Annotated in this window: 9 protein-coding genes; 6 read left to right on the top strand and 3 right to left on the bottom strand. The window is 43.3% G+C overall.

The genetic code is table 11. The features are described from left to right. Positions 1-2: 2 nt before the first annotated feature. Positions 3-1,802 carry a mechanosensitive ion channel family protein gene (locus WAE59_RS09640; protein ID WP_337855742.1) on the bottom strand — a complete coding sequence of 600 codons (1,800 nt, stop codon included), beginning with the start codon at positions 1,800-1,802 and terminating at the stop codon, positions 3-5. 177 nt (positions 1,803-1,979) lie between these two features. Between WAE59_RS09640 and WAE59_RS09645 the strand changes: the two genes are divergently transcribed. From WAE59_RS09645 to WAE59_RS09670, 6 genes are all read left to right on the top strand, one after another. Continuing rightward, the gene (locus WAE59_RS09645) at positions 1,980-2,570 is read left to right on the top strand and encodes an RNA polymerase sigma factor (RefSeq protein ID WP_337855743.1); all 591 of its coding nucleotides are present in this window, start codon (positions 1,980-1,982) and stop codon (positions 2,568-2,570) included. 72 nt (positions 2,571-2,642) lie between these two features. Continuing rightward, on the top strand, positions 2,643-3,818 hold the full coding sequence (locus tag WAE59_RS09650) for a FecR family protein (protein ID WP_337855744.1): 1,176 nt from the start codon (positions 2,643-2,645) through the stop codon (positions 3,816-3,818). Between the two features lie 259 nt (positions 3,819-4,077). Continuing rightward, positions 4,078-7,578: a SusC/RagA family TonB-linked outer membrane protein gene (locus WAE59_RS09655; protein ID WP_337855745.1), complete on the top strand. Its 3,501-nt coding sequence runs from the start codon at positions 4,078-4,080 to the stop codon at positions 7,576-7,578. 10 nt (positions 7,579-7,588) lie between these two features. Further along, positions 7,589-9,121 carry a RagB/SusD family nutrient uptake outer membrane protein gene (locus WAE59_RS09660; RefSeq protein WP_337855746.1) on the top strand — a complete coding sequence of 511 codons (1,533 nt, stop codon included), beginning with the start codon at positions 7,589-7,591 and terminating at the stop codon, positions 9,119-9,121. Positions 9,122-9,127: 6 nt separating this feature from the next. Beyond that, positions 9,128-10,198: a TlpA family protein disulfide reductase gene (locus tag WAE59_RS09665; RefSeq protein WP_337855747.1), complete on the top strand. Its 1,071-nt coding sequence runs from the start codon at positions 9,128-9,130 to the stop codon at positions 10,196-10,198. A 54-nt stretch (positions 10,199-10,252) separates the two neighbouring features. After that, the gene (locus WAE59_RS09670) at positions 10,253-10,627 is read left to right on the top strand and encodes a glyoxalase (RefSeq protein WP_337855748.1); all 375 of its coding nucleotides are present in this window, start codon (positions 10,253-10,255) and stop codon (positions 10,625-10,627) included. Between the two features lie 26 nt (positions 10,628-10,653). Here WAE59_RS09670 and WAE59_RS09675 read toward each other — a convergent pair whose 3' ends face one another. Together WAE59_RS09675 and WAE59_RS09680 are read right to left on the bottom strand one after the other, a co-directional pair. Next, positions 10,654-11,613 (bottom strand): hypothetical protein, encoded by a 960-nt coding sequence (locus tag WAE59_RS09675; protein WP_337855749.1) that lies wholly within the window; start codon positions 11,611-11,613, stop codon positions 10,654-10,656. A 167-nt stretch (positions 11,614-11,780) separates the two neighbouring features. Next, positions 11,781-12,233 (bottom strand): Lrp/AsnC family transcriptional regulator, encoded by a 453-nt coding sequence (locus WAE59_RS09680; protein ID WP_337855750.1) that lies wholly within the window; start codon positions 12,231-12,233, stop codon positions 11,781-11,783. Between the last annotated feature and the right edge of the window lie 61 nt (positions 12,234-12,294).

Raw genomic sequence — 12,294 nt, forward strand, 5'->3', positions numbered from 1 at the left:
AATCATTTCTGCGCTGATACCTCTTTGCCGCCATCTCGGATCACATGGTAGCCGGGTGACATGATTTCTATATCAGCTCCACGGAAGACATCCTGGATGTTTTCTAAAAGGTTGCTGTAGATGGATGCCTGCTTGTTGGCTTCCTTTGTATATGCGTTAATCTGGTAAGAAATATAAAAATCATCTAAACTGGTTTGCAATACGAAGGGTTTCGGTTCAGCCTGGATATGCTTTGTTTTTAAGGCAGCGTCAATGAGCAACGCATATACCTGCTGCCAAGGTACATCATAGCCGATGGTTACAGTGTAATGAACGATTAAGCCCTGACGTTCGTTTTTGGTATGACTGGAATAGTTAATCGTGGAGCTGGACAGTACCAGGGAATTGGGTACGGTGATGTCCTCATTTTTAATGGTCTTAATTCTGGTGACCAACATGGATTTTTCCATCACATCACCTACAACCTCTCCGATCTTTACACGATCACCTATGCGAAAAGGGCGCATGTACGTGATGACCAGGCCTGCTACGATATTTGTAATCGCACTTGAAGAACCCAGGGAGATCAGAATTCCCAGGAATACCGACACACCCTGGAATGCAGGGGAACTGGATCCCGGTAAGAACGGGAAGATGAGTACCAGCATAAATGCATATAGGATAAACCGGAGTATATTGAAGGTAGGAATAGCCCAGTCGGCATGGAATCCGCGGAACTGCATGTTGCCCCGTTTGACCTCATAAAACAAATACCTGATGCCCTTGAGCAAAAACCTGAAGAGCAGTACAATGACGATCACTTTGAAAAAATCAGGCAAATAATCGACTACGGCTTTTCCTGCGGAGCGCAATGGCCCGAGAATCCATCCCAGCAGTGTCCAGGTCCAACCTTCCGTTTCCGGGAAAAGGCTGAAAAGCAGCGGCAGGGACAAGTAAATGATGAATAGGACGACCAGCAGTTTCAAGACTGCAATAAACTTCAAAAGGCCAGATTCCAGGTGTTCTGCTGTGATCACCTTCATCTGTTTTAGGCGCAGCGTGTTTAGGTATTTTTCTTTATGGGCTGAAACATATTTGGATATGCGTCGGAACAGTCTATTGATGACGACAACAATAACTACGAGGAAAAAGATGATTAAAACAACCAGTCCGAGGCGTTTCATTAAATTTGTCAGGCTATGCTCATCACGCTCCCGGATGATACTTTGTTTGATGATGCCCTGGTATTCTTTGGCAAGCTGGGCATTTGTCTTACCGACCCATAGTCCATCAAGGTTGCCAACACTGATCAGCACATCATCGTTGTTATAGATCAGGTCGTAATTGCCTTCGTTCTCGACAACAACCAGGGAGTCTGACTTAAAGATCGCCGCTTTGTATAGGTTCTCTATTTTCGAAGATATGGCTTTGGCACGTTCCTTAGGGTTAAATGACCCGGTGCGGGTATAAATGTAGAATAATGTGTCAATGTTCAGTTTTACCGGATGGCCTTTTGTAGTTTTCTTCAAAGCGCTCAGCTTTTTCATCTGATTGATGTTTCTTAGCGAATCTGCAGCGGTAATATTCCTCAACTGGGCTTCAAGTTCCCTGGTTCGAACCACGTTTCCGGTAACTTTTAGAAGTTCCTGCTCAAGCTGCTGCTTCACCAGCGAATCAACTTTTTTCTGCTGTTCATCTTTGATCAGCAAGGCTTCGTTGAGTGCAGAGCTGTCTGCAGCAGGTGTTTGCTTTTGCTGAGCGAAAGAAAGATCGCTGGCAAAAAGAAGGATGAATGCAACTAGAAATGTTTTGAGGAGTGACATGGGCAGCTAATTGGTAAATTAGGTCAATTTACAAAAGTAATTATAAGCTACGCTTAAACGAATGGAGAAAAATAAACACATGGTCCCGAATACTTGATTTGAATTCTTGTATTGACAAAAAAATCCCTCATAATGTTCCCATCAATCAATTGGTTGCGTACATTTAACGAATATTCAATGGCCATCCGACCCCTCCAAACCGAAAAAGAATTGCAGGCTAAAATAGCCAGGGGAGACCGGCATGCTTTTACGCTGTTCTATAATGCCTATTATCCAGTGATTTTCGGCTTTGCGCGCCACCTTTTGCACAGTGAGGAATTGGCACTTGATATTGTGCAGGAAAGCATGTTGCACATTTGGAAGTTAGGGAGGCAATTGGAAAAGGTCAATAATCTGGAAAGCTATCTTAAGGTATTTGCAAGGAGAAGGGCGGTTGACCTCCTGCGTCACCGTGCTGTAGCGTTAAAGGCAGAGCGTATTCTTGGTAGTACCTGGACAGAGGACCATAATGACACGGAAGAAGCGATACTGTTGCGGGAGGGGCGCAAGATTCTGGAAGAGGGCATTCAGCTCCTTCCGAAGCAGCAACGGCAGGTCTATCAACTTTGTCAGCAGGAGGGGCTCAAGTACGAAGAGGCGGCCCAGCAAATGGGAATTTCGACAGGAACCGTAAAAACCCATCTGAAGCTGGCGATGCGGTTTTTGCGTGAACACATCAAAAACAACAATGATATAGCTATACTTTTGGTGTTTTTTAAATTATTATAACTTTTTTTCATTTCCCATTACCCCATTTTTCGAGGTTGCGCGACTTACATTAAAAGGGGAAGCCATAACAGAATGGAGGATCAAAGATTAAAGTATTTATTCAATCGGTATTTGGGCAGCCAGCTTTCAGAAAGGGAGCAAGCAGAATGGTTAGAAGTCTTGACTGATCCTAAACACAAGAATGCTATTGATGAGCTGGTGGATGGTGTTTTTGAACGCGAAGATCTGCTGAAATTTCAGCTGGAAAAAGCCATCGCAAATGAACTGCTTCAGGCTATTCTAAATGAGGTTCAGACGGCTCAACCGGAAAACCTGATGATATGGAAAAGGTTCAGGAGCGCCGCTGGTATTGCAGCAGCAGTTGCGACCATCGTTCTTGGGGTATGGTTTTTCACTCACCTTGTTCAGCCTCATCGTAATGATTTGTCATCCCGCGCTTCCAGGGATCATCTCAGATATGCCAATGACATTGCTCCCGGAAAAAATGGTGCGACCATAACCCTTTCTACCGGACAGGTTATACCGTTGAGCAGTAATAAAACCGGAATAATTATAAGCCCTACATCATTAACCTATGATGACAATACCCAGGTGATCCAGAACGGCCAGGGAACGCTAATGATGACTGCCTCTACAGCCAGGGGCCAGACCTACACCATTACTTTGCCAGACGGTTCCAAAGTATGGCTGAATGCCGCATCAAGTTTAAGATTCCCTACTGGTTTCGCCAACAAAAGTTCACGTGAAGTAGAGCTGAAGGGAGAAGGTTATTTTGAAATTGCAAAGGACAAAGCGCATCCATTTGTGCTGAAGACAGGGGGGCAGCAACTCAGAGTTTTGGGTACGCATTTCAATGTCAATGCCTATATGGATGAGGCTAATATCAAAACCACATTGCTGGAAGGTAGTGTAGCCGTTTCCTCGACCCGGCAGCAGGTTGTGCTCAAGCCAGGGGAACAGGTACTGAACAATGGCACTAGCTTAAAGGTTGGCAAGGCCGATACGGATTTGGCCATTGCCTGGAAGAACAATGAATTCAACTTCGAAAGTGAAAGCATTGAAACATTGATGAAGATGGTAGAGCGATGGTACAATGTGCAGGTTGTGTATGCGGGTGAAAAGACTACAGAGAAATTCAGCGGAAGGGTTTCAAGGTTTCAAAATGTCTCGGAACTGCTCCGGGTTGTGGAATCTACAGGCTACGTCCATTTCGATATTCAGGGAAGAACGATCTATGTGACTAAATAACAGAAATATTCACCATTAATAGAAAACATGAAAAGAAAACTACAATAGCAATCCCGGAAAAAACAACCAGATCCCAACAAGAATTAGGACCTGGTCACAGTTTGACGAAAAAAAATTGAAAAAATCAACTATTTAACCGCAGATCCCTGGACCGTCGAAAGCAAAGGTATCTGCCCAAACAAACCGTACACGAATGTATCAAAAAAATACTAGGAAACTTGGTATACCTAGATTGCTATACCATAAAATCATGTTAATCATGCGACTAACCACCGTAATATTAATCATCTCACTGCTACAGGTCAGCGCTTCCGGCATTGCTCAGAAAATCAGCCTCAACAAATCAAACGCCACACTGAAATCAGTTTTCAATGAACTCAGGGCTCAGAGTGGGTATAACTTTTTCTATACCGATAGCCAGTTGAAACGGGCAAAACCTGTCAGCATCAAAGTTGAGGGCCAGGATCTGAAAGAGGTGCTGAAAATGATCTTTTCCCTGCAACCCCTTACCTACGAAATCAACAGCAGTACAATTACATTGAAAGACAAACCTGTTTCCTTTTTGGATGAGCTCAACGTATATCTTAATAAGATAGACCTCGATGGAAAAGTGCTGGATAAGAGTGGCAATCCTTTGGCGGGAGCCACCGTGAAGGTCAGGGGCAGCAAGAAGATGGTGGTTACGAACGAAAACGGACGCTTTAGCCTGCTGGATGTCAACATTGGTGATGTTCTGCTCATATCCTATCTGGGGTATGAAGACCAGGAAGTCCTGGTTTCCGGAACTGAAAGCATTACAATAAGCATGACCATATCGGAAAGCAAACTCGATGAGGTCGCCATTGTAAGCACGGGTTACCAGTCGCTGCCACGGGAAAGGATGACCGGTTCATTTTCCAGCGTACAGGTTAAGCGTCTGGAAAATAAACTTCAGCCTAGCTTATTAACCGCATTGGAAGGCCAGGCTGCTGGTATGGTGGTTACTAAAGAGGGCAAATTAGAAATTCGTGGAAGGTCTACATTTCTGGCAAATTCAGAGCCCTTAGTGGTGGTAGATGGTTTCCCTATTTCCGGTGGATTGGAAACTGTGAATATTGATAATGTAGAAAGCATTACGATCTTAAAAGATGCAGTAGCGGCTTCTATTTATGGTGCACGCTCTTCGAATGGTGTAATTGTAATTACCACAAAGAGCGGTCGGGCAGGCAGTTTTCAAATGAGCTATAAAGGGAGTACCGGCGTAACGCTGCGTCCAGATTTATCTTACATGAACAGGACGGGAGCATCGGATTACATCGAGGCTGAAATCGCCGCCTACAACATCAGCCCGACTGCGGTACTTTTTGACTATGATTATTACGGTATGGCACCCCGCGTTACACAATTGCTTGTGCAGCGCGATCGTAACTTAATGACACAGGCCCAGGTAGACGCAGAGTTGGTCCAGTTGAGACAAAATGATGGCTTGGGCCAGTTGGAGAAATATGTATTTCGTTCAAAGTTGACCCAACAGCATAATCTCTCCTTCTCAGCTGGTAACGATAAAAATATGACAAATGCGGCCATTCGTTATATCGCCAATCGCAATAACATGATTGGCAATAAAGATAACCGCGTTATTGTGGATTTAAAGAACGACTGGAAGCCCGTTAAAGATGTAACCATTCGCTTATTTACAAACATCAACTTTTCAAATGGAAGCGCTCCTTTTAGAACGGCTGCGAATTTAACGGATTATAAAAGAACATTTACGCCTTCTGTTAATACTGGAATGCTTACACCATATAGTTCAATAGCAGACGCAGCTGGTGCAGCAGCAAGTGTTCCGGTGACAAGACCTGATTTGATACCACTTTATGCCGGGATCCAGGGACTTAAACCGATGACCTATGAGCCATTACGTGACCTCTTGTTAGAAACCAATACTACAGAAAGCTATCAGGCACGTTTAGGCGGCAGCCTGGGACTAAACATCATCAGCGGTTTATCTGCTGAAGTTGGTGGAATATGGACAAGGGGCAGTTTGCTTAACCGTACGCTTTTTAATGTTGATGCTTACCGGGTAAGGGCTATGTATAACGGCGCAACATCAAGGACCACAAACAGCAAGCATTATGTGGCAGATGGATCTATTGTAAATGAAGCACGTAACATCAATGAAGCTTATACTTTTCGTGGTCAACTGAATTTCAACAAAACCTTTACGGATAAACATCGCATTACTGCAATCGCGGGTGCTGAGGTCAATAAAGATTTCTTCGATAACAATACCTATCCAACGCGCTACGGCTATAATGAGCAGGCTGGCTCATCCGTACCGTTCAATTATGCTGACTTTGGCAGTGGTGCTTATAGTTCCGATTACCTTTTATTTACCAGTCAAACCTATGTTCCGCTTTCAAACGGCGGCTATGCCCTGCGTGACAACCGTTATGTTTCGATGTATGCAAATGGTTCCTACGAATATGATAACAGATTTTTGATTAGCGGTAGCGCACGTATTGATCAGGCCAACTTTTTTGGTACCAATCCTAAATATCGGTATAAACCAAACTGGTCTGCAGGCGGTACCTATAAATTATCAAATGAGCATTTTTTTGATGTTAGCTGGATCGACAAGCTGAACCTGCGCGGATCGTATGGTATCAATGGAAATATTTCCCTAACCCAGGGTCCATATCTGTTGTTGAATGTAGGAGGTTTCTCTCCAACTTCCGGAGGTGTATCCTATTCTATTGCAACACCCCCAAATGCTGATTTACGTTGGGAACGTACGCATATTACCAACATCGGTGCTGATTTATCTTTCTTAAAAGGGAGGTTAAATGCAACATTAGATTATTATAAAAAGCTAAGTAAAGATTTGCTGGCTCCAGATATGATGGATGCGACTTACGGCCGTGAAACGATTACAAGAAATGCTGGAACTGCGGTGAATAAAGGCATTGAACTATCCTTGGATGCATATGTCATAAAGGCGGCTGGATTTACCTGGAATACCTATTTTAACGGCAGTTATAACACCAATAAAGTAATAGATTTTAATTACAATTACCAGTTCGGCACCTATTTAACTCTGGGCTCCGCTGCTTCCAACTTTGGTGGCAATGCTGGCTTGGGTGCCCTGAGGGCAGGCTACCCAATTGATGCTGTATTTTCAAATCGCTTTGCAGGATTAAACGATACTGGTACGCCAACTTTTTACAACAGCAGCGATGCCAAAATACTTGGTGGTGCTATCAGTGTAAACGATATGGTTTATTCAGGAACCACTCGTCCGAAATATTCGCTGAATGTAACCAATACTTTCAGTTATAGAAACTTTGATTTATCGTTTATGCTGGTTTCCCAATTGGGATTTGTGTTCCGTCGTGATACCTATTTTGGATCTAATATCGAAAACAAATACGTAGCTGAGCGTTGGAGAAAAGCAGGTGATGAAGCCAATACAATTTATCCAAGATTATCTACTTCCAGTGCTGATGGATGGTATTATCCTTACAGTGATATCTTGGTCGAACGTGGCAATTATATAAAATTAAGGGATTTGACATTGGGCTACACGTTTAATAACCGGGTTTGGGGCAAGAGTGGTTTCAATAATATAAAGTTGTATTTCCAGGGAAGGAACCTATGGATGGCTACTGCCAATAACGACAACATTGACCCAGAAACCATGACCAATACTACAGGTGGTACAATCGTTCGCAATTTGCCGCTACGTCCGGAATTTTACTTTGGTCTTTCTGTTAATTTCTAAACATTACAACATGAGAAATTTATTTATATATATATGTGTTGCAGGGATTGTTTCACTTAGTTCCTGCAAGAAATTCCTGGATGTAAAGCCTAAAGGCACCCTTATTCCAACTAGTGTTGCGGATTATGATCACCTGCTTGATTTTTCTACAGGGCTTGAGTTGAATTTCGTGGATGCTGGTAGAGGAAGCAATCTTTCTTATCTCACCGATAACCTTGCCATATCTGAGGGACAAGCTAAGGTGGGTTTTATCCTGAATAACCATCCGAATATTGGCAGGTATTATTCTTTTATTTTCCGACAGCCTTATAATGATCCAAGAACATACGATTATTTCTGGAGTGCCAATTCGAATGCCGGAGCTTACCCACAGGTATCTTATTTCAATAATATAATTGAAGGAATTCGCGGCGTAGATAAAAAAACACCTACTGAAGAAACACTGGCAAAAACTGCTACGGCACAGGCATTGGTAGGAAGAGCCTGGTGCTATTTCAATTTGAACCTTATTTATGGCCCCGTGTATAAACCAGGCGAGAACAATGACACTAAAACAGTCCCTTATGTAACCAGTCCGGATCTTGGTACCGCTATCCCGCAACTTTCTACTTCTGAAGAAATGATGAAGCATGTAGCAAAAGATTTATATGCAGCATTGCCCAATTTACCGTCAGCATCTGGCTGGCCCTCGCGCGCCAATAAAGGTACAGGTTATGCGATGCTGGCCAATTATCATCTTTTTACCAAGAGATATGACAGCGTAGCCTACTATGCCAATTTAGCCTGGGACAATGCTGGTGGAGAGGCATCGAAACTGATTTATGATTACAACACGTTTTCGGTAGTAACACCAAATACCAATGAATGGACTGCTGCATTGAGAACAACGCAAGATAATTTACATAATTTGGTCAACCACCGGGAGATGTTGTTTTACAGGGGGACAGACAATAATGCCGGCATCGGTACTTCATTGTCTTATCCTTCCGCAGAATTGATTGGTTTGTATAACCAGACTAGCGACCTCCGATTTAAGTTGTTTTTTATCAATTCTCCTGGTTACAATACAACGCTGGGTGGTGGCTATAATGATGGAACTCGTATCAGTAATTATCGCTTTAACAAAACAAAAATGACTGATGGTTTCACCTATCCGGAAGTATTGCTGATGCGTGCGGAAGGTTATGCCCGTACCAACAGGCTGGACCTGGCAATAGCTGATCTGAATGCCCTGCGCCAGCGCCGTTATGTGACCGGGACACCGGCCCTGACTGTCGGGACACAGGATCAGGTCATACAGCAAGTGCTGGACGAGCGGAGACGTGAACTGCCGATTGGCGGACTGAAGCGTTTTCTGGACCTAAAACGACTGGTACTGGACACAGGAAAGCCCTGGAGCAAAGCCCAGGTGGTGCATACGATCGGAAACAACAACTATACGGGCAGGGTAGACTCGCCGGATTTCGTTTTCAATATTGTGAATACTGTTCTTCAGTTTAATCCGGGTTGGGGTCGGCCTCTCGATACCAGGCCCTTTAATTAAAACACTATGAAAAGCAAAATTATCCTGCTGCTGTTGTCCCTTTTTGGGGCAACAGCAGCATTTGCCCAGGGAAATGTAGTCCTCAGGGGTAATGTAATTGGCGATAACAAGGGAAATAACAAAGTGATTATCTATTTTAATAAGGGCCTGCCGGAAGACTCCACCTTCGTTGGACCTGATGGTAGGTTTAAATACAGTTACGCGTATAGCCCCGGTATAACAGCAACTCTTTATATGGAATACGACATCAAGGTTCGACAAAGGGTATTTCCCTTTGTGGTGATTACCGACGGACCCGGGGAGCTGCTGCTGAAAGATGCAAATATCGTGGAAGGGCTTCATTCAGGAAAGATCAGTGGTGAAAAGGCAGCTGTAGATTTTTTAACACTTCACAAGCAATACACGCAGCAAAAAAAGCAAGATCTTCAGTCAGATTCCATGATGACTGTAGTAATGACCAGGTTGGTAAGTCAATTCGTAGCACAGCATCCGGATTCATATGCGGCAGTTGCGGCCATGCGGAGCTATAGTGTTCACCTGGAAAAAAGAGAAATTTCATCTATTTTCGAATGTTTGTCGACCCGGCAAAAGCAGACAGAAGAAGGGAAGGCAATGGCCACGCTGATCGGGGGAATGAAGCGTTCGGCGATAGGCAATAAAGTGGAGGATTTTAGCCTGCCCAATCCCGATGGCAAGGAAATCAGTTTTAGCAGTTTGCGCGGTAAGTATGTTCTGATCGACTTTTGGGCCAGTTGGTGCGGCCCATGCAAGGCATCCTTTCCTCATCTGAAAACTCAATATGCGAAGTATAAGGGCGATCGGCTTGAGATATTGGGAATCTCTTTAGATCAAAATAAACAAGCCTGGCTGGATGAGTTGCCAAAGCAAGCCTTGCCCTGGGTGCAGGTATTGGATAACCAGAACCTGGCACGGAAAATATTTGCGATAGTAGGAGTGCCTACGACTTACCTGATCAGCCCGGATGGCGAAATTCTGATGAAAGAGATTGGTTTTCAGCCAAACGGCGAGCTACAAAAAAGGCTGGAGTCAATTTTCACTAGAACTGACCGCCAGTAAGTTTTTCTTATATTTGACCTGGAACGGTATTAGAAGTACTAAATATGCAAAAAAATGAACGATTTAAGTCAAAAAAAAGCGACCTCCATTCGGCCCTTTATCGGTGCTAAGGATTTTGAGCGGTCAAGGGATTTTTATAAGGACTTGGGCTTTAGCGAAACTGTCTTAAATTCGTCTTTATCCTTGTTTAAATGGGGCGACCTGGGTTTTTATTTGCAGCATGCCTATATAAAAGACTGGATAGACAATACCATGGTATTTTTTCAGGTTGAAAGTGTAGCGGAAATCTGGGATGCTTTGAGTGGTATGGAACTTACAGCAAAATACCCGGAAGTCAGACTCGTCCCAATCCGAACAGAAAATTGGGGAAAAGAATGTTTTCTACATGATCCTTCTGGAATACTTTGGCACTTTGGTGAGTTCGTATAGTCTTAAGGGCTGGCTATTAAGGTTGCTTACATTGGTAAGTCAACCCTTACCCCATTTTTCCAATAGCAGGGTTTGTAATCAATTGGCACATTTCCAACCGATCCGGTCACATAAACATCCTCGCCATTAATGAATATTCCATAAGCCTGGGCAAGATCTTCCAGTTCCTGGAGTTTTCCATTCTTCCAATAGCATGCGGTATGCCCCGTGCTGTTGGAATTGCGTTTATTGATCAGGCCAACTGCATAAACATCAGATCCGGATTTAGTGATCTGCCAAACTTCTCCATAACGTTCGTCCAGTACAACAGGCTCTGTATTCTTCCAATACATGGGTACACTGCAACGTCCTCCAACATAGATTTCATTTGGACCTGGTATATAGATACTACTGACACCCTGGAAATTAAAAGTTTGTTTGGGGAGTGGAAGTAAGATCATGGAGGAGTGACCATCCCATACGAATGGGGTTAATGGACGCAGATAATTGCCTGCTTCGCTGGATGTGATTTTTCCTAGTGCGCCAGCAAAATAGGATTGCCCATTGTAAAAAGCTACGCATGATATGGTTCCAATGCTGTCAGTATCCATATTGACTAAGGCATCGTTTTTATAATAGAACATCTTGCCCCCCTTTGCAAGACTACCCTGGTCGAATTGGTAATTTTGTAGTTGTCCGTTAAGGTCTTTATAGGAATAAACCGCTCGGAATTGATCGTCAACCGACTGACGGTAACCGGTTTGGTTTTTAACGAGTGCTGTAAATCCGGATGGACTGGAAACCTTAGCGTTAACCCAATATTTCGTGCTAAACGTATTGTTGTCATTCTTAAAGCCGTTGACAAGGACGTTGCCATTATTGACCGAAATAGAATATCCACTGGCTAAAGTGAAACGGAGCTGCTGTTCATTTTCTTTTTTACAGCCAGCTAATCCAATGACCGCTAAAAATAAAAGGGCCTTTCCAAGAGTTGATGAAGTAGTCATAAGACGTTAATTAAATTCAAGTTTAGCAATAAAATGGTTCTTCGATAGTGCAAACGGTTTTGGTACAGGAAACGCTACACCCGAGCTGAAATTTATTGACATGTAGAGCGAATGTCTTTTAAAATTAACGCTTTATCAATACCATAGCATGCAAAGACGTAATGCAGCTATAAGATAATATTCCTTTTAAATGCACAGCCCATTTCAATGATAGAATCGGTTTTGGCAATTCCAGGGATGTTGTCAATTTGATCATACAGGATACTCCGCATGTGCTGGTGGTTTTTTGCTGCAATTTTGAGGTACAGCGTGTAGGTTCCGGTGATGTAATAACACTCGGTTACTTCAGGTATTTTCTTGAGTTCTTCGATGATGCGGTCAGAGTCATGGTCTTTTTCCAGGCTAATCCCCGTAAATGCACCCCAGTCATAGCCCAGTTTCTTTTCGTCAAGAACAGGTTTAATTCCTGTTAAAATACCCTGTTCTGTGAGCCTGTTTATTCTTTGGTGGACCATCGTATTGGATACCCCCAGTTCCGCGGCTATAGCAGAATAAGCCATCCTGCCATCCTGCTCCAGGAAGTTTAAAATCTGTATGTCAAAATCGTCGATCCGTTCCATGGGTGTTGAAAATTGATTTTTAATCTTTGTTTTAAAGTTAAATTGACTTTTATGTCAGGTA

It is taken from the genome of Pedobacter sp. GR22-6 (assembly GCF_037402555.1).
GTDB lineage: Bacteria > Bacteroidota > Bacteroidia > Sphingobacteriales > Sphingobacteriaceae > Pedobacter.

Coding starts and splice junctions, on each gene's coding strand:
- WAE59_RS09640 (WP_337855742.1), bottom strand. CDS start 1,802: ATGTCACTCCTCAAAACATTTCTAGTTGCATTCATCCTTCTTTTTGCC.
- WAE59_RS09645 (WP_337855743.1), top strand. CDS start 1,980: ATGGCCATCCGACCCCTCCAAACCGAAAAAGAATTGCAGGCTAAAATA.
- WAE59_RS09650 (WP_337855744.1), top strand. CDS start 2,643: ATGGAGGATCAAAGATTAAAGTATTTATTCAATCGGTATTTGGGCAGC.
- WAE59_RS09655 (WP_337855745.1), top strand. CDS start 4,078: ATGCGACTAACCACCGTAATATTAATCATCTCACTGCTACAGGTCAGC.
- WAE59_RS09660 (WP_337855746.1), top strand. CDS start 7,589: ATGAGAAATTTATTTATATATATATGTGTTGCAGGGATTGTTTCACTT.
- WAE59_RS09665 (WP_337855747.1), top strand. CDS start 9,128: ATGAAAAGCAAAATTATCCTGCTGCTGTTGTCCCTTTTTGGGGCAACA.
- WAE59_RS09670 (WP_337855748.1), top strand. CDS start 10,253: ATGAACGATTTAAGTCAAAAAAAAGCGACCTCCATTCGGCCCTTTATC.
- WAE59_RS09675 (WP_337855749.1), bottom strand. CDS start 11,613: ATGACTACTTCATCAACTCTTGGAAAGGCCCTTTTATTTTTAGCGGTC.
- WAE59_RS09680 (WP_337855750.1), bottom strand. CDS start 12,233: ATGGAACGGATCGACGATTTTGACATACAGATTTTAAACTTCCTGGAG.